This window comes from Burkholderia sp. MSMB1835 (genome assembly GCF_001526365.1).
Classification (GTDB): Bacteria; Pseudomonadota; Gammaproteobacteria; order Burkholderiales; family Burkholderiaceae; genus Burkholderia.
Genome location: NZ_LOYP01000025.1, coordinates 217,960 through 244,698 on the forward strand (window position 1 = coordinate 217,960; position 26,739 = coordinate 244,698).

The following is a 26,739-nucleotide window of genomic DNA, read 5'->3' on the forward strand; positions in this document are numbered from 1 at the left end:
CGGGCGTTACGCGTCCGGGTCGACGCCGCGCCCGATGATCTTCGTCGGAAACGGCTCGCCGCGGGCGCGCGACGGCAACCCGTGCGGATCGTCGCCCGTGTCGCGGCGGCGCGGCGCGATCGCGTCGAGGAGCGCCTGCTGCTCGGGCGGAATCCGGTAGTCCCAACCGAACCGGCTCAACTGCAGGCTCTGCGCGATCCGCAATGCGGGCTCCATGAAACGGATCGCCGCGGGCGGCGCGTAGCGCGCGTCGACGGTCTTCAGGAACAGCGACAGCCAGCGGCTGAAATGGGCCGGCTCGATCCTGTCGAGCGGCTGGTGCGCTTGCTGCACGTTGCCGCGATAGCCCTTGGTGCCGAGCACGAGGCTCGACCAGAACGTCACCATCTTCGGCAGATGATCGTCCCAGCGCCCGGCCAGCTTCGCGTCGAACACGGGCCCGAGCAGCGGATCGGCGCGCACGCGGTCGTAGAACGCGTAGACGAGGTCGCGGATGTTGTCTTCGGTCGGCTCGGCGTCGCGAGGGCGGGCCGGTGCGGGTTCGGGCGAGGCGGGCAGGGCAGTCATGACAAAAAAGGGGCCGGTGGATCGGGGCGGCGGCGCGGGCGACGAGCAGGACGCCGGCCGGATTTTGACGCAAAATAGCGTCCTGTAGCCCCTGAAAAACGTGTAGATACCGCGCATCTTATTGCGCGCACGCGCTCCCGGCAACCCGCGGCCGCGCCACGCATCCTCGGCCCTGCCCGCATCGGGAGCCGCCCGGCTCAAGTAATCGGGGCACGATCGATCTTTTCCGTATTCGCTCATGAGACTCACCGACTACACCGACTATTCGCTACGCGTGATGCTGTACCTGGCCGTGCGCGGTGAAGGGCTCGCGACGATCCAGGAGATCTCGGACGCCTACGGCATCTCGAAGAACCATCTGATGAAAGTCGTCCAGCGACTCGGCGAACTGGGCTGGGTCGACACCGTTCGCGGCCGCAACGGCGGGTTGCGGCTGTTTGCCGATTCGCTGGAACTGACGGTCGGCCAGGTCGTGCGGGCGACCGAGAACGACTTCGCGCTGGTCGGCTGCTTTTCGCCCGACGGCAGCGAGTCGCGCGGCTGCGTGATCGAGCCGCAGTGCCGGCTGAAGGGCGTGCTGGCGGCCGCGCGCGATGCGTTCTTCGCGGAACTCGATCGTCACACGCTCGGCGACCTGGCCGAGCCCGCATCACCGCTCATGGCGCTGCTCGGCATCCGTCCGGTCGCGCTCGTGCGTGCCGCGCCGGTGCCTGACGACGCGCCGGCCGCCGCCGAGCCGTCGTCGAAGGCCCACTGACACACGGGCACCGCGGGCCGACTCCGCCTCCCTCATCACACCGCTGGACCGTTTTCAGGCTATCCGGCAATTTTTGCGCTGAATCAACCCGAATTTCGCTTGAAAGCCGCATGACCATCCTCATCTTGGTGGTAATCGAAAATTGGAGGTCTCGACTAAATGAGAATCGACAAGCTCACCACCAAGTTCCAGGAAGCACTCGCGGACGCGCAAAGCCTTGCGGCCGGCCGCGACAATCAATACATCGAACCCGTTCACGTGCTGGCGGCGCTCGTCGCGCAGCAGGACGGCTCGGCCCGCTCGCTGATGTCGCGCGCGGGCGTGCACGTGCAGGCGCTGCAAGGCGCGCTGAACGAAGCGATCTCGCGCCTGCCGCAAGTGACGGGCACGGGCGGCGACATCCAGATCGGCCGTGAGTTGGCCGGACTGCTGAACCAGGCCGACAAGGAAGCGCAGAAGCTCAACGATACGTTCATCGCGAGCGAGATGTTCCTGCTCGCCGTGTCCGACGACAAGGGCGAGGCCGGCAAGCTCGCACGCCAGCACGGCCTCACGCGCAAGTCGCTCGAAGCCGCGATCGCGGCGGTGCGCGGCGGTTCGCAGGTGCACAGCCAGGACGCGGAAAGCCAGCGCGAGGCGCTGAAGAAATACACGGTCGATCTGACCGAGCGCGCCCGCGCGGGCAAGCTCGATCCGGTGATCGGCCGCGACGACGAAATCCGCCGCTCGATCCAGATCCTGCAGCGCCGCACCAAGAACAACCCGGTGCTGATCGGCGAGCCGGGTGTCGGCAAGACCGCGATCGTCGAAGGGCTCGCGCAGCGGATCGTCAACGGCGAAGTGCCCGAGACGCTGAAGGGCAAGCGCGTGCTGTCGCTCGACATGGCCGCGCTGCTCGCCGGCGCGAAGTATCGCGGCGAGTTCGAGGAGCGCCTGAAGGCGGTGCTCAACGACATCGCGAAGGACGAAGGGCAGACGATCGTCTTCATCGACGAGATCCACACGATGGTCGGAGCGGGCAAGGCCGAAGGCGCGATGGATGCGGGCAACATGCTGAAGCCGGCGCTGTCGCGCGGCGAGCTGCACTGCATCGGCGCGACCACGCTCGACGAATACCGCAAGTACATCGAGAAGGACGCCGCGCTCGAGCGCCGCTTCCAGAAGGTGCTCGTCGACGAGCCGAGCGTCGAGGCGACGATCGCGATCCTGCGCGGGCTGCAGGAGAAGTACGAACTGCACCACGGTGTGGACATCACCGACCCGGCGATCGTCGCCGCGGCCGAGCTGTCGCATCGCTACATCACCGACCGCTTCCTGCCCGACAAGGCCATCGACCTGATCGACGAAGCCGCTTCGAAGATCAAGATGGAAATCGATTCGAAGCCCGAAGAGATGGACAAGCTCGACCGTCGTCTGATCCAGCTGAAGATCGAGCGCGAAGCGGTGAAGAAGGAGCAGGACGAAGCGTCGCAGAAGCGCCTGCAGCTGATCGAGGAAGAGATCGACCGCCTCGGCCGCGAATATGCGGACCTGGAGGAGATCTGGACCGCCGAGAAGGCCGCGGTGCAGGGCAGCGCGCAGCTCAAGGAAGAGATCGAGAAGGTGCGGGCGGACATCGCGCGCCTGCAGCGTGAAGGCAAGCTGGAGAAGGTCGCCGAGCTGCAGTACGGCAAGCTGCCGCAGCTCGAGTCGCAACTGAAGCAGGTCACGCAGGCCGAAGAGCAGGAGCAGCACAACCCGACCCGCCCGCGCCTGCTGCGCACGCAGGTCGGCGCCGAGGAAATCGCGGAAGTCGTGTCGCGTTCGACGGGCATTCCCGTGTCGCGGATGATGCAGGGCGAGCGCGAGAAGCTGCTGCACATCGAGGAAAAGCTGCACGAGCGCGTGGTCGGCCAGGACGAGGCGATCAGCGCGGTGGCCGATGCGATCCGTCGTTCGCGCGCGGGTCTCGCCGATCCGAACCGTCCGTACGGCTCGTTCCTGTTCCTCGGCCCGACGGGGGTCGGCAAGACCGAGCTGTGCAAGGCGCTGGCGTCGTTCCTGTTCGATTCGGAAGAGCACCTGATTCGCATCGACATGAGCGAGTTCATGGAGAAGCACAGCGTCGCGCGGCTGATCGGCGCGCCGCCGGGCTATGTCGGCTACGAGGAAGGCGGCTACCTGACGGAAGCCGTGCGTCGCAAGCCGTACAGCGTGATCCTGCTCGACGAGATCGAGAAGGCGCATCCGGACGTGTTCAACGTGCTGCTGCAGGTGCTCGACGACGGCCGCATGACCGACGGGCAGGGGCGCACGGTCGACTTCAAGAACACGGTGATCGTGATGACGTCGAACCTCGGCTCGCAGGTGATCCAGGCGATGACGGGAGCGCCGCAGGAAGAGATCAAGGACGCCGTGTGGCTCGAGGTGAAGCAGCACTTCCGTCCCGAGTTCCTGAACCGGATCGACGACGTCGTCGTGTTCCATGCGCTCGACCGCAGCAACATCGAGTCGATCGCGAAGATCCAGCTCGCGCGCCTGCACGACCGGCTCGCGAAGCTCGACATGGCGCTCGACGTGTCGCCCGCGGCGCTCGAGCAGATCGGGAAGGTCGGCTACGATCCGCTGTTCGGCGCCCGGCCGCTGAAGCGCGCGATCCAGCAGGAGATCGAGAACCCGGTCGCTAAGCTGATCCTCGCCGGCCGCTTCGGCCCGAAGGACGTGATCCCGGTCGACGTCAACGACGGCCAGTTCGTGTTCGACCGCGTCGTTCACTGATCGCCTGCCGATCGGCAGCGTGCCCGGTTCGCACCGGGCGCAAAAACGAACACCCCGCCTCGGCGGGGTGTTTGCTTATGGAGCGGCCGAACGGGCCGCCCGGTCGCGGCGGGCGCTCAGGCCTGCTTGTTGCCGCCGAACATGCCGGCGAGCTGCGTGAGCGTGCCGAGCACGTTCGACGTGTCGACCTGGCCGCCGGCCGGGACTTCGCCGTTCGGCGTCGCATGGTTCACGACGTGCGGCAGCACCTGCGCGAGGATCGACGAGGCCTGCGCCGGATCGATGCCGACCTTGCTCGCGAGCGAGCCGACGACGTCCGAGCCGAGCACGTTCTGCAGCGTGTCCGGCGAGATCGGCTGGTTTTCGCCGTTGCCGACCCACGAACCGATCACGTCGCCGGCGCCGCCGGCCTTGAACTTCTCGATCAGCCCGTTCAGGCCGCCCGGCTGGTTGTTGATGAATTCGAGCGCGGTCGCGATCAGCGCGCTTTGCGAGTTGCCGCCGGCCTGGCCGCCGATCAGACCGCCAACGATGTCGAGGAGACCCATGGTTCTTCACCTTCACTGAAAAGGGCGCCGTGACGACGGCGCCCGTTGAACGAATGCCGCGCGCACGCCGTCGCGCGCGCGGCGCACATCAGGCGCCCGACGCCGCGGCGGCGGAGGCTGCCTTGTCCTTCTTGCTCTTCTTCTTCGAACCCTTCGTCGCCTTCGTGGACGACGCGGCCGCCGGTGCGCTCGCACCCGCGTCGGCGGATGCCGCGGCAGCCGCTGCCGCCTTTTCCTTCTTCGATGCACGCTTGGTCTTGGCCGGCTTGGCCGCCGCTTCCGGTGCGCTCGCCGTCGGCGCGGGCGCCGCGGTGGTCGTGCCGGCCGTCGCGGTCGTGGACGTCGATGCGGTGCCTGCCGACGTCGTGGTCGACGTGGTCGCGGACGTCGTCGCGGCCGGCTTCGACAGCTTCACGCCCTTCGGCGGCGTCGACGCACCGCCGATCGTCAGCCCGTTTTCCTCGAGATGCCCGACCGACTTCGTGCCGAGGCCCTTCACGCGATTCGCGAGATCGTCGGCGTCTTTGAACGGGCCGTTCTTGGTGCGTTCGTCGATGATCGCCTTCGACTTCACGGGCCCGAGACCCTTCACGGATTCGAGCGCGGCCTGGTCGGCCGTGTTGACTTCGACGGCCGCGGCAAGGCCGGCGGCGAGCGACAGCGATAGCGCGACGAACAGCATCAGCAGCTTTTTCAGCATGGCAAAGGCTCCCTGGTTCTGACGGATGAATGGCTGTTGCAACGGACGACGGGGCGCGAGATGGCCGGGCGTCGCCGTTAAGCATAGGACAAATGCGTGCCCTTTTTAAGACAAGCTGACCGAATCTTGCTGAAGGCTTGCGGTGCTGTAAAGGCCGAAACCGATGCCATGCGCCGATTTTGACCATTCTTTACGGTGTCGCCGGTTGTCGCGACGCTGGCCGTTCGACAACGCTTGACTTAGAGTGAACTCTAACTCCTAACCTTGTTCCTGCCATGTCGAAAACCGTTTCCCAACCCACCGCCGCCGGTCCGCTGACGATCGGGCAAGTCGCCGAACTGACGGGCGTGTCGACGCACACCTTGCGGTATTACGAGCAGGCCGGCCTGCTGCGCGCGATTTCGCGCACGGCGGCCGGGCACCGGCTCTATGCGCCGGCCGACCTCGACTGGCTGGACTTCGTGATGCGCCTGAAGGCGACCGGCATGCCGATCGCGCAGATGCAGGCGTTCGCGGTGCTGCGCGAGCAGGGCGAATCGACGTTCGGCGCGCGGCGCGACTTGCTGGTCGCGCATCGCGACGCGGTGCGCGCGCATATCGCGGAGCTGCAGGCGAGCCTCGATGCGATCGGCGAGAAGATCGCGTACTACGAGGCGCGGGAACGGGAAACGGCACGACGGGCGAATCCTTCTCACGCTTTATCGGAACAGGACGGACACGATGGAACAACTCATTGAGGATCGCTACACGCGCGGCTGGAACAAACTCAAGGAAATCGACGGCGAAGTGGGCGAACGCGTGATCGCGGCGCTTGCGCCGATCGCGCCGGACTTCGCGCGGCTGCTGGTCGAATTCAGCTTCGGCGACATCTACAGCCGGCCGCAGCTCGACCTGAAGGCGCGCGAAATCGCGACGATCGCCGCGCTGGCCGCGCTCGGCAACGCGCAGCCGCAATTGAAGGTGCATATCGAGGCCGCGCTGAACGTCGGCTGCACGCGCGACGAGATCGTCGAGGTGTTCATGCAGATGGCCGTGTACGCGGGGATGCCGGCCGCGCTCAACGCGCTGTTCGCCGCGCACGAGGTGTTCACGCGCCGCGACGAGGCGGCCGGCGTGGCGGAAGACGCGAACGAAGCGGCCGGGCAGCCCGCCTGACGAAGCGTGCGCGCGTGCGTCACGCGCGGTGCGGCGCGACGATCCGGTACTTCGCGATGCGCCGGTACAGCGTCGCGCGCGACATGCCGAGCGCGCGGGCGGCCGCGTCGGGCCGCCAGCGATGCGCGGTGAGCGCGGCGACGATGCGGCCGCGCTCGTCGTCCGGCAGCGCGCCCGCCGGGGCGCCGCCGAGTTGCGCGGCGAGGTCGGCCGGCAGGTCGCGCCGCGTCACGCGCGCGGCGTCGCATACCGCGCACGCATAGCGCAACACGTTGCGCAGTTGCCGCACGTTGCCCGGCCATGGGTACGCGGCGAGCTGTTCGGCGAGCATCGCATCGAGCGTGAGCACGTGGCCGGTCGCCTGCGCTTCCTCGGCGAATACGGCGGCGATCACGTCGCGCACGTCCGCGCGTTCGCGCAACGGCGGCAGGTCGAACGTCGCGCCGCTCAACCGGTAGTACAGGTCTTCGCGGAACGTGCCGTCGGCCACCATCCGCGCGAGATCGCGGTGGGTCGCGCAGATCACGTCGAGGTCGACGCGCACGGGCGTATCGCTGCCGAGCGGCACGACCTCGCCGTCGGCCAGTACGCGCAACAGACGCGTCTGCAGCGCGAGCGGCATGTCGCCGATTTCATCGAGAAACAGCGTACCGCCGTCGGCGAGCGCGATCTTGCCGCGCGCGCCGTGCTTGCGTGCGCCGGTGAACGCGCCGGCCGCATAACCGAACAGTTCGCTCTCGATCAGCGCTTCCGGCAGCGCGCCGCAGTTGACGGCGACGAACGGCCGCGCGCGCCGTGCGCCGGCGTCGTGGATCGCGCGGGCGAACACTTCCTTGCCCGCGCCGGTTTCGCCGAGCACGAGGATCGGCAGCCGCTTGCTCGCGACCCGCAGCGCGAGTTCCGCCTGTTGCGCGATGCGCGGGTCGCTGCTGTTCAGGAACGGCGTGAGCGCGCCGACGTGACGCGGCACGGCGGTGCCCGGGCGGCGCGATGCCGCGCCGGGTTCGCGGCCGGCGCGCCGTAGCGGCGCACGCAGCCGCGCATAGAGCGGCGCGCCGGTCGCGCGCAGCCGCAGCGTGACGATCGCATCGAGTCGCGCGGCGTCGCGCAGCGGCATCTCGGTCGCATCGAAGATCTCGTCGATATGGCGCGGCTCGCGCAGCGCCGGCAGCGCGTCGCGCGCGTGCCGGTTCGCGGCGACGATGTTGCCGCATTCGTCGAACGCGATCAGCCACTCGGGCTGCGCTTCGACGTAGTGACGGTTCGGATGCCCGAACAATATCCAGTGCTGCGCGGTGCTGTGCACGAAGTAGCCGTCCTCGATCAGCGCCGCACTCTGCCGCACGAGCTGGTAGACGAGGCGCTGGCTGTCGCGGCCGTCCGGCGAGTGCACGGCCGACGCGTCGAGCACGCCGATCAGTTCGCCGCCCGGCGAGAAGATCGGCGCCGCGCTGCACGTGAGCGTCGTGAACGCCGCGCGAAAGTGATCGGTCTTGTGCACGGTGATGGGTGCGAGATCGGTCAGCACGCTCGCGACGCCGCAGGTGCCTTCCTCGCTTTCCGACCAGCACGAGCCGATGTGCAGCCCCGCGTGACGGAAGTCGTTGCGGCGTTCGCGGTCGATCCGGTAGTCGATCGTCACGCCGTGCGCGTCGGTCAGCATCACGCAGTAGTCGGCGACGCGGATCATGTCGTGCAGCCGCGTCAGGCACTGGCCCGACGCGCGCAGGAAGGCTTCTTCCTTGTCGCGTACTTCGCGCAGCTCCGCCGCGGTCAGCACGCGCGGGCCGATCGACGAAGCGGGGTCGAGACGGTAGCGCTCCAGCGACCGCTGCCACGACGACACGAGGCGCGCGGAATCCGCCGGCGCGGGCAGGCGTCCGGCGAGCGCGCCAAGGACACGGTCGGCGTGCTGGGCCTGGGGAACGGCGTAGGGCATGGTCGGCTCCGGTTCCATACGGCGGGGATGTCGCCGTTCTTGTAGCACATCCGGTCCGGCGGATCACATTGCATCGCAGCACGCGATGCGCGTGAGACGGTCGTCTCACTGGTATCGCAGCATGTCTCGCGCCATTGAGACGGCCGGATGCGCGGCGTGTGGCGGGATGTCGTCTGCGCGACGCCGCGCAAACGCTGGGTTTGCGGCGGAACGTCGCGCATGCGCGAGCGCCGCGACGATCGCGTTCGCCGTATTGGCGACGTGAGACGTCCCGGCGAATTCGATACGCGCCGCGTCGTCACGGTCGCGCATTCCGAACCCGCGCAGGCCCGCCGCGCCAGTGCGGACGCGGGTTTCGCGGCCATCGCACGCACGATGGCACGCCGCTTGCAGAGATGAGGGCAAGCCGGCGCGATCGCATCGGCGACGACGATCCGCCGCCCGTCGATGGCGGCGGACGAAACAGGCGGAGCCGGCGCGCGTCAATGCGCGGGCGCTGCCGACTGGATGGAGACAAACCCGTGACGACGCCCGTTACCGTCGGCGTGATCGCGAACCCCGCGTCGGGGCGCGACATCCGCCGCCTCACGACGCATGCATCCGTGTTTCCGACCGCGGAGAAGGCGAACATGATCGTGCGCCTGCTGGCCGGCCTCGGCGCGATGGGCGTCGAGCGCGTGCTGACGCTGCGCGACCGCACGGGCATCGCGACGCTGCTGCTGCGCGCGATCGACACGCATCGCGCGGTCGCGCCGCACGAGCGCTGGCCCGAGGTCGAATTCGTCGACCTGCCGATCACCGATACCGTCGCCGACACGCAGGCCGGCGCGGCCTATCTGCACCGGATGGACGTGTCGCTGATCGTCGTGCTCGGCGGCGACGGCACCCATCGCGCGGTGGCCGCGCATTGCGGCGCGACGCCGCTCGTCGCGCTGTCCACCGGCACCAACAACGCGTTTCCCGAACATCGCGAGGCGACCGTCGCCGGCGTCGCGGCAGGGCTCGCCGCGAGCGGCGCGGTGCCGGCCGAAGTCGCGTTCGTGCGCAACAAGCGGCTCGTCGTGCGCTGTGTCGCGGGCGCGCAGCCGGGGCGCGAAGAGATCGCGCTCGTCGACGTGTGCGCCGCGCGGCAGCGCTTCGTCGGCGCGCGCGCGATCTCCGGCTCCGACGACATCGACTCGCTCTACCTGACGTTCGCGGAACCGGACGGCATCGGCCTGTCCGCGCTCGGCGGCGCATGGGCGCCGTTGGAACGCAGCGCACCGCACGGGCTTGCGATGCGCTTCGCGCAAGCCGGCCACGCGGCCGGCACGCCGCTCGTCGCGCCGATCGCGCCGGGGCGCGTCGACCGTGTCGTGATGCGCAGTTGCGAGCGGCTCGAGCCGGGTGCGTGGCACGCGATTCCGTTCGAGCGCGGCACGCTCGCGTTCGACGGCGAGCGCGAGATCGAGGTCGCGCGCGGCGATCGCTACGAGATTTCGCTCGATTGGCGCGGGCCGTTGACGGTCGACGTCGGCCGCACGCTGCGCTACGCATCGTCGCGGCAACTGCTGCGCGACGCCGGTGCGCGGCACGACTGACGAGTGGCGCAACGGTATTTCGGCATCCATCACGATCATCAAGGAGACATCGCCATGACAGCCCCTCTCGAAGGACAGGTCGCCATCGTCACGGGTGGCGCGCGCGGCATCGGCCGCGGCATCGCGCTGACGCTCGCCGGTGCCGGCGCCGACATCCTGCTGGCCGATCTGCTCGACGACGCGCTCGATGCCACCGCGCGCGAGGTGCGTGCGCTCGGTCGCCGGGCGGCGGTCGCGAAGGTCGACGTCACGCAGGTCGCACAGGTCGACGCGATGGTCGCGCAGGCGCTCGCCGAGCTCGGCGGGCTCGACATTCTCGTGAACTGCGCGGGCGTGATCAGCATTCGTCCGGTCGCCGAACTGACCGAGCGCGACTGGGATTTCGTGATGGACGTGAACGCGAAGGGCACGTTCCTCGGCTGCCGCGCGGCGCTCGCGCATCTGAAGGCGCAGGGCCGCGGCCGGATCATCAACGTCGCGTCGATCGCGGGCAAGGAAGGCTTTCCGAATCTCGCCCATTACAGCGCATCGAAATTCGCGGTCGTCGGTTTCACCAACGCGCTGGCGAAGGAGCTCGCGCGCGACGGCGTGACCGTCAACGCGATCTGCCCCGGCATCGTCCGTACCGACATGTGGGACCGGCTGTCCGACGCATGGAAGACCGACGGCGAATCGGTCGAGGAATCGTGGCAGCGGCACCAGTTGACGCTGATTCCGCAGGGCCGCGCGCAGACGCCGGAAGACATGGGCCGGCTCGCGCTGTTCTTCGCGACGATGGACAACGTGACGGGCCAGGCCGTGAACGTCGACGGCGGCTTCACGTTCCACTGACGGCCGCAAACCGTGCAATCCGCCGCCGCGGCATGGCCGGGGCGGCATTCGCAGTCAGACCTACCCAGGAGACACACATGACCGCTTCGACACAGCTCAGCAGGGACACGCTGCTGGACGCCTACCGGCTGATGCGCACGATCCGCGAATTCGAGGAACGTCTGCACGTCGAATTCGCGACCGGCGAGATTCCCGGCTTCGTTCATCTGTACGCGGGCGAGGAGGCGTCCGCCGTCGGCACGATGCTGCACCTCGGCCTCGACGACTACGTGGCCACCACGCACCGCGGCCACGGCCATTGCATCGCGAAGGGCGTCGACGTGCACGGGATGATGGCCGAAATCTACGGCAAGAAGACGGGCGTCTGCCACGGCAAGGGCGGCTCGATGCACATCGCCGACCTGTCGATGGGGATGCTCGGCGCGAACGGGATCGTCGGCGCGGGCGGCCCGCTCGTGTGCGGCGCGGCGCTCGCGGCCAAGCACAGGAAGACGGGCGGCGTCGGCGTGTGCTTCTTCGGCGACGGCGCATCGAACCAGGGCGTGATCTTCGAATCGATGAACCTCGCGTCGGTGTGGCGGCTGCCCGCGATCTTCGTCGCCGAAAACAACGGCTACGCGGAAGCGACGTCGTCGAGCTGGTCGGTTGCGACCGACAACATCGCCGATCGGGCGAACGGGTTCGGGATGCCGGGCGTGATCGTCGACGGCTTCGACTTCTTCGCGGTGCACGAGGCGCTCGGCGAGGCCGTCGAGCGTGCGCGCAACGGCGGCGGCCCGACGCTCGTCGAGGTGAAGTTCACGCGCTATTTCGGCCACTTCGAGGGCGATGCGCAAACCTACCGCGCGCCGGGCGAAGTGCAGAAGCTGCGCGACGAGAAGGACTGCCTGAAGCATTTCGAAACGCGCGTCGTGCGCGCCGAAGCGCTGACGACCGACGACCTGCGCGCGATCGACGCCCAGGTGAAGGCGCTGATCGACGACGCGGTCGCGCAGGCGAAGGCCGCGCCGCTGCCGGATGCCGCCGACCTGCTCGCCGACGTCTACGTGTCGTATCCGTGAGCGCGGGCTGACCACGCTGCCGACACGGCGAACCGAACATTCCAGGAGACAGACATGGCAAGGAAGATCACTTATTCGCAGGCGATCAACGAGGCGCTCGCGCAGGAAATGGCGCGCGACGACAGCGTGATCGTGATGGGCGAGGACAACGCGGGCGGCGCGGGCGCGCCGGGCGAGGACGACGCGTGGGGCGGCGTGCTCGGCGTGACGAAGGGGCTGTTCCACAAGTTTCCGGGCCGCGTGCTCGATACGCCGCTGTCGGAGGGCGGCTACATCGGCGCGGCGGTCGGCGCGGCCGCGTGCGGGATGCGGCCCGTCGCGGAACTGATGTTCGTCGATTTCATGGGCGTGTGCTTCGACCAGATCTTCAACCAGGCCGCGAAATTCCGCTACATGTTCGGCGGCAAGGCCGTGACGCCGGTCGTGATCCGCGCGATGTACGGCGCCGGCCTGCGCGCGGCCGCGCAGCACTCGCAGATGCTCACGTCGCTGTTCACGCACATCCCGGGGCTGAAGGTCGTGTGCCCGTCGACGCCGTACGACGCGAAGGGGCTACTGATCCAGGCGATCCGCGACAACGATCCCGTGATCTTCCTCGAACACAAGCTGCTTTATACGCGCGAGGGCGACGTCCCGGAGGAATCCTATGCGATTCCGTTCGGCGAGGCGAACGTGACGCGCGACGGCGACGACGCGACGATCGTCACGTACGGCCGGATGGTGCATCTCGCGATGGACGCGGCCGCGACGCTCGCGAAGGACGGCATCCAGTGCGACGTGATCGACCTGCGCACGACGTCGCCGCTCGACGAGGAAACGATTCTCGAGAGCGCCGGGCGTACCGGGCGCGTGGTGGTCGTCGACGAAGCGAACCCGCGCTGCTCGATCGCGACCGATATCGCCGCGCTTGTCGCGCAGCGCGCGTTCCGCTCGCTGAAGGCGCCGATCGAGCTCGTCACCGCGCCGCATACGCCCGCGCCGTTCGCCGGCGTGCTGGAAGACCTGTATATCCCGTCCGCCGATGCGATTGCGCAGGCGGTCCTGAAGACGAGGAGCTGACACGATGTCGATTCACATGATCACGATGCCCAAATGGGGGCTGTCGATGGAGCAGGGGCAGGTCAACGGTTGGCTGAAGGCGATCGGCGAACGCGTGACGAAGGGCGACGAAGTGCTCGACGTCGAGACCGACAAGATCTCGTCGGGCGTCGAGTGCGCGTTCGACGGCACACTGCGCCGGCAGGTCGCGCAGGAGGGCGAGACGCTGCCCGTCGGCGCGCTGCTCGGCGTCGTCGCGGCCGCCGATGCGAGCGACGCCGACATCGATGCGGCGATCGCCGACTTCCAGCGCGATTTCGTGCCGAGCGCGGCTACCGACGAGGCGGCCGGCCCGCAGCCGGAGAAGGCGCAGATCGGCGGCCGCACGATCCGCTTCCTGAAGCTGGGCGACGGTGCGGGCACGCCGGCCGTGCTGATCCACGGCTTCGGCGGCGACCTGAACAACTGGCTGTTCAATCACGCGGATCTCGCCGCGCACCGGCCGGTGTGGGCGCTCGATCTGCCCGGCCACGGCGAGTCGGGCAAGGCGGTCGAGACCGGCAGCCTCGACGAACTGGCCGACGCGGTGCTCGCGCTGCTCGATGCGCAGCACATCGAGCGCGCGCACCTGATCGGCCATTCGATGGGCGGCGCGGTCGCGATGACGGCGGCCGAGCGTGCGCCGCAACGCGTCGCATCGCTCACGCTGATCGCGAGCGCGGGGCTCGGCGCCGACATCAACCGCGCGTACATCGACGGCTTCGTCGCCGGCAACAGCCGCAACACGCTGAAGCCGCACCTCGGTGCGCTGTTCGCGGACAACGCGCTGGTCACGCGGCAGCTCGTCGAGGATCTCGTCAAGTATAAGCGGCTCGAAGGCGTGCAGGCCGCGCTCGAGAAAATCGCGCATGCCGCGTTCGACGGCGCCGCGCAGCGGCGCGTGTTCCGCGACCGGCTCGCGACGCTTGCGCCGCGCACGCTCGTGATCTGGGGCGAGCGCGACCAGGTGATTCCCGCGCAGCATGCGCAGGGTTTGCCGGACGGCGTGCGCGCCGAGGTGATCGCCGGCAGCGGCCACATGGTGCAGATGGAGGCGGCCGCCGACGTGAACCGCCTGATCGTCGCGTTCCTCGGAGACTGACGATGGCCGCCGCGCTCGAACGACCCAGCCTCACGGCGCTCGGCCAGCCCGGCGCGAGAAGTCGCGACAAGCTCGCGCGCATTCCGGTGCGCGTCGAGCCCGCGGCCGGCATGGTCTTGCCGAAGCCGCCGTGGCTGCGCGCACGGCCGATGATGAGCGCGGCGGTGGCTGACATGGCCGCCGTGCTGCGCGAGCATCGGCTGCATTCCGTCTGCGAGGAGGCGATGTGTCCGAACATCGGCGAATGCTTCGCGCAGCGCACCGCGACCTTCATGATCATGGGCGGGCTGTGTACGCGGCGGTGCGCGTTCTGCGATGTCGCGCACGGCCGTCCCGAGCCGCTCGATCCCGGCGAGCCCGCGCGGCTGGCCGACGCGGCGGCGGCGCTCGGGTTGCGCTACGTCGTGATCACGTCGGTCGACCGCGACGACCTGCGCGACGGCGGCGCCGCGCATTTCGCCGCGTGCATCGCGGCGGTGCGCGCGCGCGTGCCGGGCATCGGCGTCGAGGTGCTGACGCCGGACTTCCGCGGCCGCGCGGCCCGTGCGCTCGACGCGTTGTCGTCGGCGTGGCCCGACGTGTTCAATCACAACATCGAGACGGTGCCGTCGCTGTACCGGGCGGCGCGGCCGGGCGCCGACTATCGCGGCTCGCTCGAGCTGCTCGCGCAGGCGAAGGCCGCGCGGCCGACGCTCGTGACGAAATCGGGGCTGATGCTCGGGCTCGGCGAGCGCGACGACGAGGTGCGCGACACGCTGCGCGACCTGCGCGCGCACGAGGTCGACGTGCTGACGCTCGGCCAGTATCTCGCGCCGTCGGCGCACCATCTGCCGGTGCAGCGCTACGTGAGTCCGGACGCCTTCGCCGCCTGGCGCGACGAGGCGCTCGCGCTCGGTTTCAGGGAAGTCGTCGCCGGCCCGCTCGTGCGATCGTCGTATCACGCGGCCGACGTGCTGGAGCACGCGTAGCGCGCCGCACGTCAGCCCGCGGCGGTGGCGGGCGCGCGGCCGATGTGGCGCAGGTACAGCACGAGCCCCGCGCCCGCCAGCATCAGGCTGACCGTGTTCGCGAACCAGAAGCCGCGCGCGCCGGTCAGCCACGCGGGCGCGATGCCGCCGACGTCGAAGCCGAGCACGTAGCCGCCGCTGAGTCCGACGCCCCACAGCGCGACCGCATAGATCACGGTCGGCACGACCGCCACCTTGTATGCGCGCAGCACGAACGCCGACGTGACCTGCAGCGCATCGAACACGTGGTAGCACGCGACGATCGCGACGAGCGGCATCGCGGCCGCGGCGACGGCCGGGTTCGGCGTATAGCCGCCGATGATCAGCGGGCGCAGCGCGAACACGAGCACGCCGTAGGCGGCCGCCACGCCGCACGCGAACATCACGCTGTGCCGGCCGAGCAGCCGGGCTTCCTCGACGCGTCCGGCGCCGAGCGCGCGCGCGACCAGCGTCGACGCCGCCACGCCGATCGACAGCGGCGTCATGTACAGCACCGCGCCGATGTTGCCGGCGATCTGGTGGCCGGCGAGCGTCGTCGTGCCGAACTGCGCGATGAACAGCGCCATGCACGTGTAGGACGTGACTTCGATCAGGTACGACAGACCCATCGGCACGCCGAGCTTCAGGATCGCCTTCTGGCGCGCCCACATGGGCCAGCAGAAGCGCGAGAAGATCGCGAGCGGCGCGAACACGTCGAGCTTCGCGAGCAGCGCGTAGCCGATCAGCGCGAGCGCCCAGTTGATCAGCGTGCTGGCGAGCCCGCAGCCGGGGCCGCCGAGCGCCGGTACGCCGAAGCCGCCGAAGATGAACCACACGTTCAGCGGAAACTTGAGCAGCAGCGCGCCGATCTGCAGGATCATCGCGAGCCGCGGCTTGCCGGCCGCGTTGGTCAGCGCGTTGTAGATGCGGAAAACGAGGCTGGCGGGCAGCCCGTACGACAGGATGCGCAGGTAGTCGACGGTGCGGTCGTGCAGCGCGGCGGGTGCGTGCGCGACGCGCAGCAGCGGTTCGGGAAAATGCAGCAGCAGGAAGCCGGGAATCGAGAGCAGCAGCGCGAGCCACAGCGCCTGGCGCACTTCCTCGCCGATCTCGGCATAGCGCCGGGCGCCGTACAGCTGCCCGGTGATCGGCTGCAGCGCGGACAGGATGCCCGTCAGGCCGATGTAGATCGACACGTAGATCGACGAGCCGAGCCCGAGCGCGGCGAGATCGACGGCCGAGTAGCGGCCGACCATCGCGGTGTCGATCACGCCGAACGCGATGATCGCGAGCTGGCCGACCAGCACCGGCCACGCGAGACCGACGATCCGGCGGATGTCGCCGAGCATCGTCAATCGGTCGCCTGGCGGCGCGGCGGACGCCGCTTGACGGGCGTCTTCGGCCGTTCGATGCGCTCGTACAGGCGGAAGCGCTCGTCGCGGTCGGCGACGCGGCGGCCTTCCCAGACGAGACGCCACACGTATTGCGACATCGCGCTCGGCTCGCCGAAGTCGGCGCGGTCCTGGCGCAGGATCACGTCGCAGTCGCCCGAGAAATCGAAGTGCATGTTGCCGAAGTACGCGAAGGTCGCGATCTGCGCGTCGCCGAGCCGCACCGGCGAAATGCACTCGTAGTCGGACGGCAGGTGCACGGCGATCTGTTGCGCGACGTCGCGATAGGTGCGGCCGTAGTTGACGATCGGCAGCCACAGCGTCATCAGCAGCACCCACATCAGCGTGGTGCCCGCGCTCGACAGCACGACGCTGCGCCACAGCACCTTCGGCTGTCGCGAGACGCGCCAGCGCACGAGGAAGCACCAGCACACGGTGACGATCACCGCGCAGACGAACGACAGGATCTTGAAATGCGGCTCGTAGCCGGGCACGAGGCGCGCGAGGTTGCGCGCGAGCGGATGCGGGAAGCCGGTGAGCGACGCGAGCCACACGAGCCACACGAAGGTGCCGAGGATCGTGAAGCTCAGCACCGCGAACCAGTCGATCGCGTTGATCGCGCCGCGCTTGAGGGTCGGCAGCGCGAACGTCGCGAGCACCGCGAGCGGCGGCAGCAGCAGCATGTACATGCGGTTCGACTGCTGGCTTTGCAGGATCACGAGCGCGACGAGCGGCACGGCAACCGACAGCGGAATCGCGATGTGCGCACGGCGGCGCATGCCGGCCCAGCTCCACCACGCCCAGATCGCGAGCGGCCACGCCGGCCACGTGAACAGCGGCAGGTTCTTCGCCGCATAGCCGAGCACGGCCGTCGGCGGGCCCGAAAAGCGCATCAGGCTGCCGTGAATCCACTGGTTGAAGAACCAGGCGGCGTCGTCCGGCGCCGCGACGAAGGCGGCGAGCGGCCAGAGCGCGAAGATCGCCGCCGCGAGCGGCACGCCGACCAGCGGCAGGCGCAGGTTGCGCATCTCGGGCGTCACGAGCCACAGCGCGGCCGTGCCCGCGAGCAGTGCGACGACCAGCACCGGGTTGCCGGACAGCGCGACGAGGCCGATCGCGAGGCCCCACCACAGTGCGCCTTGCAGCGGCTTGTCGATGCCGCGCACGATCCCGTAGACGAGCATCGCGATCCACGCGAACTGCGCGAGCTGCGGCGTCGTTTCGTGCCCGCGTTCCGCGAGGCCGAAGCAGGCGACGAGCACCAGCAGCGCGCCGTCCGCGAGCGTGCGGCCGTAGTCGCGCGGTTCGGGTTCGCCGCCGAATGCGTATTTGAACGGTTGAACCTCGGCGCGCCGGCCGAGGAGGTAGGCCGCGTACCAGACGAACGCGCACGCGACGCAGAACAGCACGCCGGTGTCGACGCGCGATGCGTTGCTCGCGTCGACCCACGGGCCGAGGCCGCGGATCGACAGCGCGCCGAGCCAGTAGCCGAGCGGCCCGTCGGTCGTGATGAACTTGCCGACCAGGTTCGGCAGCAGCCAGTCGTGCCAGCCGCCCTTGGCCATCGTCCACATCACGCCGAAGCCCGCCGCATCCTCGTTTTTCCACGGGTCGCGACCGAACAGGCCGAACGCCGCGTAAACGCAGCAGAGCGTGAGCAGCAGCCAGCGCGGCAGCGCGCGCGTGGCGGAGGCGGTGAGACGGACGACAGGCTTCATGCAGATGAGCGATTTGTTATGGGCGGGCGGCCGGTGCGGTGGCGCGCGGTCGAGCCGGTTTCGAGCATCCGGCATTGTAGTCGCGCCCACTGTTGTGCGTCAGGTCGTTGCCCGGGCGCGGGATGGCGCTTCCCGGCGAGCAGAGACAAAAAAGGGCAGCCTGGGCTGCCCTTTCGTGCGGTACCGGTGCGTTGCAACCACCGGATCGGTGCAAAGCTTACTTTGCTGCAGCCTTGCCGTTCGCGCGTGCGCCGAACTTGTTCTTGAACTTCTCGACACGGCCTGCCGTGTCCATGATCTTTTGCTGACCCGTGTAGAACGAGTGCGATTCCGACGACACTTCGATCTTGGCGAGCGGGTAGGTCTTGCCTTCGTGTTCGATGGTTTCACGCGTCTGGATCGTCGAGCGCGTGATGAACTTGAAGCCGTTCGACATGTCTTGGAAGACGACTTCGCGGTAGTCCGGGTGAATGCCAGGTTTCATGATTTTCCTTGGTGATAGCGGTAGCCAACCCGCCGCTTGCCGTGTCGAGCCGCCCCGATGGGAGCGATTCGGCCGACGTCAAGCCCGGCGCGAGCCACTTGCCTAAGGTCGAAAAACGGCGATTATGCCAGAAAATCAGACGGTTGACGAATAATTTTCATCGCGCGTCGAGTGCGCCGGTGCCGGCCGGATCCTGCCGGTAGTAGCGCGCGAGCAGCCGGTACAGCTCCGGAAATTCGGACTCGAACGCTTTCGGCCGCACGAACAGCGCCTCGCTGCACACCGCGAAGAATTCCGACGGGTGATCGGCCGCATAGGGATCGATCAGCGAGTCCCGCTCGAAGCGCGCCCACGCGCGGTCCGGCACCGCGTCGACGCGCGCGCAGAACTGGTCGTACGCGTGTTCGAACACGTCGGCCCACGCCTGCGCGTCGAGATGCGGCGCATGCCAGCGGCGAAAAAGGGGCGGATAGCCGTCGGCCGCGCCGTTGACCATGTCGATCTTGTGCGCGAACTCGTGGATCACGACGTTGTACGCGTCCCGACCGTCCGTCATCTGCGCGTCTTCCCACGACAGGATCACGGGGCCGCCTTCCCAAGCCTCGCCGCTCGCATCCTGCTCGACTTCGTGGACGACGCCGCCCTCGTCCTGCACGGTCTTGCGGATCACGAATTCGCCCGGATACACGACGACGCCGACCCAGCCGTCGTACAGCGACAGGTCGAGATTCAGCACGGGCAGGCAGGCCTGCGCGGCGATCGCGACGATCATCGCGTCGGTCAGCTCGAGCCCGTGCGCGGTCGAAAACGATTTTTTCGCGACGAACAGGCTCGTCAGCTCGCGCAGCCGGCCGAGCGCGTCGGGCGGCAAGGTCGCGAGGAACGGCAGGCGCTCGACGGTTTCGTGCCACAGTGCGTCGGGAATCGGGTGGCTGCGCAGCGCGCGGTCGCGGCGGCGGTCGTCGAACCAGCGGGTCAGTTTCGAAAGCATGGAGGCGGCGGACGAAAATCCAAAGCCTGTCTTTTAACTCAATCGATCTGTTTTTGCCATGCCGCGAAGAGGCCGCCGACGAGCGCCACGCCCGCGAGGAAGTAAAAGCCGTCGAGCGACGTGAGGAACGACGCCTGTTGCGCCACCATCCGCGCGATCGACGCGATCGCGAGGCCGTGCGCATCGTTCGGCGCGTGGCCGGCGGCCGCAAAGCTGCGCGTCAGCGCATCGACGGTCTGCTGGAACAGCGGATCGAACGCGTTCGCGCGCTCGACGAGCCGTGTCTGGTGCACGGCCAGCCGGTGCTGCTCGACGATGATCACCGACGACGTCGCGAACGAGATCGTCAGTTGCCGCACGATGTTCTTCAGCCGGTAGCCGTGCGTGTATTCGTCGATCGCGAAAATCCGGAACGTGAGGTTCGCGACCGGCAGCACGATGAACAGCAGCAGCAACCCGCGCAGCAGCAGCGGGACGATCAGCGCGGCTTCGCCGACCTGCGGCGTCATCCGCGTCATCCACAGCGCGGCCGTGACGGCGATCGCGAACCCCGGCACGACGAACCACTTCTTGTGCGTGACGAATTTCGCGTAGCGCAGGTAGGCGAACAGCGCGGTGGCCGAGATCAGCGACATCGTGCCCACCAGGCGCCCGGCGTTCTCGACCGGATAGCCGAGCCCGCCCTCGAGGAACCGCGACGTCAGATAACTGAAGCCCGTCGTCTCGTAGTAATAGAACATGTAGAGCAGCAGCCCGATCTGGAACGTCCGCTCGCGAAACGCGTGCAGCCGCACGAGCGGCGTCGGGTGATGCCACTGGTGATACGCGAACCACGCGAGCGCGCCGAGCCCCGCGATCGTCAGCACGATCAGCATCGGCGAGCCGCTGTAGAGCTGGTAATGCACCTGCTGCAGCACGATCTGCAGCGCCCCTTGCGCGAGCGCGAACACGACGTACGGCCAGAAGTGTCCGGAGCCGCGTTCGTCGTCCGGCGTGCGGCCCGAATCGGGCAGCGTGAGCAACGCGAGGATCGCGAACGCGATGCCGGCCGGCGCGGTGCACGCGAACAGGGCGCGCCACGTCGAATGCGCGACCAGCAGCCCGCCGACGATCGGTGCGAGCGCGCTGCCGAGCAGGATCATGATCAGGAAAGCGCGCGTCGCGGGCGGCCGTTCCTGCGGCTTGAAGCTGATCTGGATCAGGATCCGGCACGCGCCCATCATCGGGCCGATGAAATAGCCCTGGAAGCCGCGCGCGAACGCGAGCGCCAGCGACGTGTCGGCCAGCGCCGCCGCGATCGCGCCGAACGAGAACATCAGCATGCAGCCCGCGACGTAGCGGCGATGGCCGAGCCGGTCGACCCACCATTGCTGCTGCAGGATGCCGAGCACGGCCGCGACCGCGTAGGCGCTCGACGACCAGACGAGTTCGTCGGGCGACGCGTTGATGCCGCCCGCGATGTAGCTCGCGAAGAACGAGAAGACGGCGTTGTCGAAGTAGTCGATGCCGGTGACGAGCGCGAGGGCCCACGGGAACAGATCCCCGCGCAGGTTCGCGCGGCTCCACAGCGGCGGCCGGCCGGGCACCGCGTTCATTCGCGATCCTTGCGTGCGGCCCGCGTACCGGCTTCGGCCTGCCGCTGCGCGATCAGCGCGTCGGCGTTTTCGCCGGCGAGGCGCCGTTCGACGTAGTCGATGTCGTGTTGCAGCTCCTTGCGCAGCGCGACGGCCTCCTTCAGCTCGCGCTGAACGGCCGCGATCCGTCGGTCGAGCGTCTCGATCTGCCCGGCGAGGCCGGCGCGGATCTCGCGCAGCGACGCCTCCGAATATCGGCGCCGGCCGTCGCCCGTTTCTTCCAGCGGGCGCTTCAGCATTTCGGTGATGCCGTGCAGCGAGAAGCCGAGCGCACGCAGCCGCAGGATGCGCGCGAAGCGCTCGAGGTCGGCTTCGTCGTAAAGGCGATAGCGGCCTTCGCTGCGCGACGGCGTGACGAGCCCGCGCTCTTCGTAATATTTGAGCGTGCGCGGCGTGACGCCGAGCCGCGACGCGGCATCGCTGACGGTCAATAGCGGGGTGGAGGCATCGTTCGGCATCGGACAGGGAGATTCGGCGGGACAATGACGCGATTATAGATCAACCTGTACGTTCACGTTCAGGTTGGGATCGAAAAACGGCCGCCGGCGGGATGCACGGGCGGCCGTGTCGCGGAGCGGGGCGATCAGCCGCCGCGGCGCATCAGGTCGAAGAACTCGGAGTTGCTCTTCGTCTGGCGGATCTTGTCGAGCAGGAATTCCATGGCCTCGACTTCGTCCATGTCGTGGATGAATTTGCGCAGCACCCAGATCTTCTGAAGGATCTCGGGCTTGATCAGCATTTCCTCGCGACGCGTGCCCGACTTGTTCAGGTTGATCGACGGATACACGCGCTTTTCTGCAAGGCGGCGCTCGAGGTGCACTTCCATGTTGCCGGTGCCCTTGAACTCTTCGTAGATCACGTCGTCCATGCGGCTGCCGGTCTCGATCAGCGCGGTGCCGATGATCGTCAGCGAACCGCCTTCCTCGATGTTGCGCGCCGCGCCGAAGAAGCGCTTCGGGCGCTGCAGCGCGTTCGCGTCGACACCGCCCGTCAGCACCTTGCCCGACGCCGGGATCACGGTGTTGTACGCGCGCGCGAGACGCGTGATCGAGTCGAGCAGGATCACGACGTCGTGCTTCATTTCGACGAGGCGCTTGGCCTTTTCGATCACCATTTCGGCGACCTGGACGTGACGCGTGGCCGGTTCGTCGAACGTCGACGCGATCACTTCGCCGGCGACCGAGCGCTGCATTTCGGTCACTTCTTCCGGGCGCTCGTCGATCAGCAGCACGAACAGGATCACGTCCGGGTGGTTCTGCTTGATCGCGTGCGCGATGTGCTGGAGCATCACGGTCTTGCCCGACTTCGGCGACGCGACGAGCAGGCCGCGCTGGCCCTTGCCGATCGGCGCGATCATGTCGATGATGCGGCCGGTGACGTTCTCTTCGCCGCGCATTTCGCGTTCGAGCGACAGCGGCTTGTTCGGGTGCAGCGGCGTGAGGTTCTCGAACATGATCTTGTGTTTCGAGGCCTCGGGCGGCTGCCCGTTGACTTTGTCGACCTTCACCAGCGCGAAGTAGCGCTCGCCGTCCTTCGGCGTGCGGACTTCACCTTCGATGGTGTCGCCGGTGTGCAGGTTGAAGCGACGGATCTGCGACGGGCTGATGTAGATGTCGTCGGTGCTCGCGAGGTACGACATTTCCGGCGAGCGCAGGAAGCCGAAGCCGTCCGGCAGCACTTCGAGCGTGCCGTCGCCGAAGATCGTCTCTCCCGTCTTGGCGCGCTTTTTGAGAATGGCGAACATCAGCTCCTGCTTGCGCAGGCGGTTCGCGTTTTCGATCTCCAGGCCATTGGCCATTTCGATCAGTTCGGACACGTGCAGAGACTTGAGCTCGGATAAATGCATACGGAGAACCCGCCAGGGAGGAGATGCGACGAAAGAAAATAAGGGAGGAGGGCGAGCGGAGGCGCTCAGAGACTTAAATGCGTCTTGCCGACGTTTTTTAATTCTAGCATAGGCCGATTCGCGCTTGAGCGAGCGATCGGCGGCTTGACGACGGACGTGTTGCCGACTGACAACACGTCCGCGGAACTGCCGGTATTACAGGTGGCTATCCAGGAATGCGGTGAGCTGCGACTTCGACAGCGCGCCGACCTTCTGCGCGGCGGCCGCGCCGTTCTTGAACAGGATCAGCGTCGGGATGCCGCGCACGCCGAATTTCGCCGGCGTGGCCTGGTTGTCGTCGACGTTGATCTTCGCGATCTGCAGCTTGTCGCCGTAGTCCTTCGCGACTTCGTCGAGGATCGGGGCGATCATCTTGCACGGGCCGCACCATTCGGCCCAGAAATCGACGAGAACGGGCTTGTCGGACTTGACGACGTCCTGTTCGAACGATGCGTCGCTGATGTGTTTGATCTGTTCGCTCATTGGGTCAATACCTCTTACGGTTCGGGGACTGCCTGCTTGCGCGTTGCGGCGTACCGGCCGCCGTGGGCTGCCGGCCGCTGCGGCAGGTCACTCCGCCTTCCGGAAAGAGGGCGTAAGCGCTGCATGCCGCGGCTCGCGGGTCGTTCGGGCGTCATATTAGCCTAAATTGCTATCTGCTGCGGGCGGCGATAGTAGCCGCTACGCGAGTAGGGGTACGACGCGACGTTCGACCGTTGTGCCACGCAGGTGGAGGTCGGTCCGCGAATTACAAGGGGCGCGCCGCATTCCACGTGTCCGGTTGAACGACGCGCCGGTTTGCCCGGCGAGATTCGCATTGATGCGAACAAACGGTCGCATTCGTCCCGAAGCGGTGATAGAATATGCCGTGACGGGCCTCCTCGCATGGTGGGGCGGTGAACCTGGTCAGGTCGGGAACGAAGCAGCCACAATCGTTTTCCGCCAGTGCCGAGGGTTGGGCTCGTCACCTTCCTTCTCGCCCCGTTCGCCGGGCGTTTTTTATTTCTGCGTCACACTCCGTTCGACCTGCGCGTTGCCCGTGTTCCGCACCGTTTCGCGTGTCGGCGCGACGCAGCGTTACTGATACAATTTCCCGATGACCTATCAAGTTCTCGCACGCAAGTGGCGTCCGAAGGATTTCGCTTCGCTCGTCGGCCAGGAGCACGTCGTCAGGGCGCTCACGCACGCGCTCGACGGCGGGCGTCTCCATCACGCCTATCTGTTTACCGGAACGCGCGGCGTCGGCAAGACGACGCTGTCGCGGATCTTCGCGAAGGCGCTCAACTGTGAAACCGGCGTCACGTCGCAACCGTGCGGCGTGTGTCGCGCCTGTCGCGAGATCGACGAGGGCCGTTTCGTCGATTACGTCGAGATGGACGCGGCGAGCAACCGCGGCGTCGACGAGATGGCCGCGCTGCTCGAGCGTGCGGTGTACGCGCCCGTCGATGCGCGCTTCAAGGTCTACATGATCGACGAAGTGCACATGCTGACGAACCACGCGTTCAACGCGATGCTGAAGACGCTCGAAGAGCCGCCGCCGCACGTCAAGTTCATCCTCGCGACGACCGATCCGCAGAAAATCCCCGTTACCGTGCTGTCGCGCTGCCTGCAGTTCAACCTGAAGCAGATGCCGGCCGGGCACATCGTGTCGCATCTCGAGCGGATCCTCGGCGAAGAGCGGATCGCGTTCGAGCCGCAGGCGCTGCGCCTGCTCGCGCGCGCCGCGCAGGGCAGCATGCGCGACGCGCTGTCGCTGACCGACCAGGCGATCGCCTATTCGGCGAACGAGGTGACCGAGTCGGCGGTGTCGGGCATGCTCGGCGCGCTCGACCAGACTTACATGGTGCGCCTGCTCGACGCGCTCGCGGTCGGCAGCGGCCCGGAAATCCTCGCGATCGCCGACGAGATGTCGCTGCGCAGCCTGTCGTTCTCGACCGCGCTGCAGGATCTCGCGAGCCTGCTGCACCGGATCGCTTGGGCGCAGTTCGCGCCGGGCTCGGTACTCGACGAATGGCCGGAAGCGGCCGATCTGCGTCGTTTTGCGCAGACGCTGAGCCCCGAACAGGTTCAATTGTTCTATCAGATCGCGACCGTCGGGCGCGCCGAACTCGGGCTGGCGCCGGACGAATACGCCGGTTTCACGATGACGCTGCTGCGGATGCTCGCGTTCGAGCCGGCCGTTGGCGCCGGCAGTGCGCCGGGCGGCCAGCCGTCCGTGCCGCCGCGTGCGGTGCCGGCTCCGGCGCCGCGCGCAGCCGCGGCACCCGCCGCTGCGGCGAAGCCGGCATCGGCCGCGCCCGCTGCCGCAGCACGGCCGCCCGCCGCGGCGCCGGCTGCGCCGGTCGCACGTGCGGCGTCGGCGCCATCAAGCGACGAAGCCGAGCGGGCGGCCGCCAAGCCGGCTGCCGTCCCGTCATCGGCAGAGTCGGCAGAGTCGGCAGCACCGGCAGCGTCCGACGCACCAGCGATCGAGCCGCCGCAGTCGGAAGCGAAGGCGGCGCCCGCAGGCGACATGCCGCCTCCCGCGCGCAAGGAACCTGAGCCGCCTAAGGAACCTGAGCCGCCTGCCGTTGCCGCCGTGCAGCGAAACGACGAACCGGCTCCAGCGGCCGAACCGGCGCCGCGCGCCGCATCGCCCGAGCCCGCCGCCGCGCGGTCGACGGCACGCGCAGGCGGTGCGGCCGCCGCGCTCGACGTGCTGCGCAATGCAGGGATGCGCGTGTCGTCGGACCGCGGCCGCGCAGGCGCCGCCGCCAAGCCGGCGGCAGCCCAGCCGGCTGTCGACAAGCCGGCTGCGCCGCGTCCGGCCGTCCAGGTGCCGACGCCGCGTGCCGTTGCCCGTGCGCCGCAGGCAGCCGATTCGCGTCAGCCGTCGCCGCCTTGGGAAGACATCCCGCCCGACGACTACGTGCCGCTCAGCGCCGACGAGATGTTCGGCGGTTCCGACGACGGCTTCGTGCCGGCATTCGACAGCGGTCCCGACGATGTGCGCGTGACGCCGAAGCCGGCGGACGCGCGTCCGGCCGCGCCGATCGACTCGCGCCCGTTGCCGCCGGCGATCGCGCTCGATCCGATCGGCTTCGACGGCGAATGGCCGGCGCTGGCCGCGCGGCTGCCGCTGAAGGGTGTCGCGTACCAGCTCGCGTTCAACAGCGAGCTGACGGCCGTCGATGCGACCGCATTGAAATTGTCCGTGCCGGTGCCGCAGTATGCGGACGCCGCGCAGGTGGCGAAATTGAAGGCGGCATTGGCCGATGCGCTCGGCAAGCCGGTCGAGGTGAGCGTCGAGGTCGGGCCTGCGCGGCGCACCGCGGCGGCGCTCGATGCGGCCGCCCGCGCGGCGCGCCAGCGCGAGGCCGAACAGGAGATTCACGGCGATCCGTTCGTCCAGCAGCTCGTGCGCGAGTTCGGTGCACGCATCGTCGACGGCTCGGTGCGCCCGCTCGCCGATTCGGCGCCGGACGGCGTGCCGCCGACGCTGCATTGAACCGAGCGCCCCGCGACTGGCACAATCACGCCCCGCACACAATGGCCGGCACGCGCCGCGTGCCGGTTTTCACACGATCCAGAAGGAGT

The 26,739-nt window shown here is 68.3% G+C and carries 24 protein-coding genes and 1 other RNA gene; 13 read left to right on the top strand and 12 right to left on the bottom strand.

Going from position 1 to position 26,739, the window contains the following annotated elements; translation table 11 throughout:
* Nucleotides 1-6: 6 nt before the first annotated feature.
* Nucleotides 7-567: a group III truncated hemoglobin gene (locus tag WS96_RS11640; protein WP_059832633.1), complete on the bottom strand. Its 561-nt coding sequence runs from the start codon at nucleotides 565-567 to the stop codon at nucleotides 7-9.
* Between the two features lie 238 nt (nucleotides 568-805).
* Between WS96_RS11640 and WS96_RS11645 the strand changes: the two genes are divergently transcribed.
* Both WS96_RS11645 and clpB read left to right on the top strand, forming a co-directional pair.
* Nucleotides 806-1,324 (top strand): Rrf2 family transcriptional regulator, encoded by a 519-nt coding sequence (locus tag WS96_RS11645; protein ID WP_059832635.1) that lies wholly within the window; start codon nucleotides 806-808, stop codon nucleotides 1,322-1,324.
* Nucleotides 1,325-1,483: 159 nt separating this feature from the next.
* Nucleotides 1,484-4,081: an ATP-dependent chaperone ClpB gene (gene clpB, locus WS96_RS11650; RefSeq protein ID WP_034207470.1), complete on the top strand. Its 2,598-nt coding sequence runs from the start codon at nucleotides 1,484-1,486 to the stop codon at nucleotides 4,079-4,081.
* 116 nt (nucleotides 4,082-4,197) lie between these two features.
* Here the strand turns inward: clpB and WS96_RS11655 are convergent, their stop codons facing one another.
* Both WS96_RS11655 and WS96_RS11660 read right to left on the bottom strand, forming a co-directional pair.
* Entirely contained in the window at nucleotides 4,198-4,629 is a 432-nt protein-coding gene (locus WS96_RS11655) for a YidB family protein (protein ID WP_059824824.1), read from the bottom strand.
* Nucleotides 4,630-4,717: 88 nt separating this feature from the next.
* Nucleotides 4,718-5,329 carry a ComEA family DNA-binding protein gene (locus WS96_RS11660; protein WP_006496393.1) on the bottom strand — a complete coding sequence of 204 codons (612 nt, stop codon included), beginning with the start codon at nucleotides 5,327-5,329 and terminating at the stop codon, nucleotides 4,718-4,720.
* A gap of 275 nt (nucleotides 5,330-5,604) precedes the next feature.
* Between WS96_RS11660 and WS96_RS11665 the strand changes: the two genes are divergently transcribed.
* Nucleotides 5,605-6,066 carry a MerR family transcriptional regulator gene (locus WS96_RS11665; RefSeq protein WP_059832637.1) on the top strand — a complete coding sequence of 154 codons (462 nt, stop codon included), beginning with the start codon at nucleotides 5,605-5,607 and terminating at the stop codon, nucleotides 6,064-6,066.
* The gene (locus WS96_RS11670; RefSeq protein WP_059832639.1) at nucleotides 6,050-6,484 is read left to right on the top strand and encodes a carboxymuconolactone decarboxylase family protein; all 435 of its coding nucleotides are present in this window, start codon (nucleotides 6,050-6,052) and stop codon (nucleotides 6,482-6,484) included. The genes WS96_RS11665 and WS96_RS11670 overlap by 17 nt, the downstream gene beginning before the upstream one ends.
* 19 nt (nucleotides 6,485-6,503) lie before the next feature.
* Here WS96_RS11670 and WS96_RS11675 read toward each other — a convergent pair whose 3' ends face one another.
* Complete coding sequence (locus tag WS96_RS11675) at nucleotides 6,504-8,423, bottom strand: sigma-54-dependent Fis family transcriptional regulator (protein ID WP_059832692.1); 1,920 nt, start codon at nucleotides 8,421-8,423, stop codon at nucleotides 6,504-6,506.
* Between the two features lie 147 nt (nucleotides 8,424-8,570).
* On the opposite strand from WS96_RS11675, the gene WS96_RS11680 reads away from it, so the two are divergent.
* The 7 genes from WS96_RS11680 to lipA all read left to right on the top strand — a co-directional run bounded on the left by WS96_RS11680 (nucleotide 8,571) and on the right by lipA (nucleotide 15,042).
* Entirely contained in the window at nucleotides 8,571-8,822 is a 252-nt protein-coding gene (locus WS96_RS11680; protein WP_059832640.1) for a hypothetical protein, read from the top strand.
* Between the two features lie 122 nt (nucleotides 8,823-8,944).
* A complete protein-coding gene (locus WS96_RS11685; protein WP_059832642.1) occupies nucleotides 8,945-10,003 on the top strand; it encodes an ATP-NAD kinase family protein in 1,059 nt (352 codons plus the stop codon).
* 54 nt (nucleotides 10,004-10,057) lie between these two features.
* Nucleotides 10,058-10,834 (top strand): SDR family NAD(P)-dependent oxidoreductase, encoded by a 777-nt coding sequence (locus WS96_RS11690; protein WP_059832644.1) that lies wholly within the window; start codon nucleotides 10,058-10,060, stop codon nucleotides 10,832-10,834.
* Between the two features lie 77 nt (nucleotides 10,835-10,911).
* Nucleotides 10,912-11,895, top strand: coding sequence for a thiamine pyrophosphate-dependent dehydrogenase E1 component subunit alpha (locus tag WS96_RS11695; RefSeq protein WP_059832646.1), 984 nt, complete (start codon nucleotides 10,912-10,914; stop codon nucleotides 11,893-11,895).
* Nucleotides 11,896-11,949: 54 nt separating this feature from the next.
* A complete protein-coding gene (locus WS96_RS11700; RefSeq protein ID WP_034207461.1) occupies nucleotides 11,950-12,954 on the top strand; it encodes an alpha-ketoacid dehydrogenase subunit beta in 1,005 nt (334 codons plus the stop codon).
* Between the two features lie 4 nt (nucleotides 12,955-12,958).
* Nucleotides 12,959-14,074: an acetoin dehydrogenase dihydrolipoyllysine-residue acetyltransferase subunit gene (locus WS96_RS11705; protein WP_059824813.1), complete on the top strand. Its 1,116-nt coding sequence runs from the start codon at nucleotides 12,959-12,961 to the stop codon at nucleotides 14,072-14,074.
* Nucleotides 14,075-14,076: 2 nt separating this feature from the next.
* Complete coding sequence (gene lipA, locus WS96_RS11710; protein WP_059832648.1) at nucleotides 14,077-15,042, top strand: lipoyl synthase; 966 nt, start codon at nucleotides 14,077-14,079, stop codon at nucleotides 15,040-15,042.
* Between the two features lie 11 nt (nucleotides 15,043-15,053).
* On the opposite strand, the gene WS96_RS11715 is transcribed toward lipA, so the two are convergent.
* The 8 genes from WS96_RS11715 to trxA form a co-directional block, all read right to left on the bottom strand.
* Nucleotides 15,054-16,409, bottom strand: coding sequence for an MATE family efflux transporter (locus WS96_RS11715; RefSeq protein WP_059832650.1), 1,356 nt, complete (start codon nucleotides 16,407-16,409; stop codon nucleotides 15,054-15,056).
* A 2-nt stretch (nucleotides 16,410-16,411) separates the two neighbouring features.
* Nucleotides 16,412-18,244 (bottom strand): ArnT family glycosyltransferase, encoded by a 1,833-nt coding sequence (locus WS96_RS11720; protein WP_082720241.1) that lies wholly within the window; start codon nucleotides 18,242-18,244, stop codon nucleotides 16,412-16,414.
* 142 nt (nucleotides 18,245-18,386) lie between these two features.
* Nucleotides 18,387-18,653, bottom strand: coding sequence for a type B 50S ribosomal protein L31 (locus WS96_RS11725; RefSeq protein WP_011549676.1), 267 nt, complete (start codon nucleotides 18,651-18,653; stop codon nucleotides 18,387-18,389).
* 157 nt (nucleotides 18,654-18,810) lie between these two features.
* Nucleotides 18,811-19,644 carry a zinc-dependent peptidase gene (locus tag WS96_RS11730; RefSeq protein ID WP_059832654.1) on the bottom strand — a complete coding sequence of 278 codons (834 nt, stop codon included), beginning with the start codon at nucleotides 19,642-19,644 and terminating at the stop codon, nucleotides 18,811-18,813.
* Nucleotides 19,645-19,682: 38 nt separating this feature from the next.
* Nucleotides 19,683-21,239: an MFS transporter gene (locus WS96_RS11735; protein ID WP_059781043.1), complete on the bottom strand. Its 1,557-nt coding sequence runs from the start codon at nucleotides 21,237-21,239 to the stop codon at nucleotides 19,683-19,685.
* A complete protein-coding gene (locus WS96_RS11740; protein WP_059832656.1) occupies nucleotides 21,236-21,736 on the bottom strand; it encodes a MerR family transcriptional regulator in 501 nt (166 codons plus the stop codon). The genes WS96_RS11735 and WS96_RS11740 overlap by 4 nt, the downstream gene beginning before the upstream one ends.
* A gap of 125 nt (nucleotides 21,737-21,861) precedes the next feature.
* Entirely contained in the window at nucleotides 21,862-23,124 is a 1,263-nt protein-coding gene (gene rho, locus WS96_RS11745) for a transcription termination factor Rho (RefSeq protein WP_006478662.1), read from the bottom strand.
* A 195-nt stretch (nucleotides 23,125-23,319) separates the two neighbouring features.
* Nucleotides 23,320-23,646: a thioredoxin TrxA gene (trxA, locus tag WS96_RS11750; protein ID WP_006402348.1), complete on the bottom strand. Its 327-nt coding sequence runs from the start codon at nucleotides 23,644-23,646 to the stop codon at nucleotides 23,320-23,322.
* 387 nt (nucleotides 23,647-24,033) lie between these two features.
* On the opposite strand from trxA, the gene ffs reads away from it, so the two are divergent.
* Both ffs and WS96_RS11765 read left to right on the top strand, forming a co-directional pair.
* An RNA gene (ffs, locus tag WS96_RS11760) (signal recognition particle sRNA small type) lies at nucleotides 24,034-24,132 on the top strand.
* Between the two features lie 127 nt (nucleotides 24,133-24,259).
* Nucleotides 24,260-26,650 carry a DNA polymerase III subunit gamma/tau gene (locus tag WS96_RS11765; RefSeq protein WP_059832657.1) on the top strand — a complete coding sequence of 797 codons (2,391 nt, stop codon included), beginning with the start codon at nucleotides 24,260-24,262 and terminating at the stop codon, nucleotides 26,648-26,650.
* Nucleotides 26,651-26,739 lie beyond the last annotated feature (89 nt).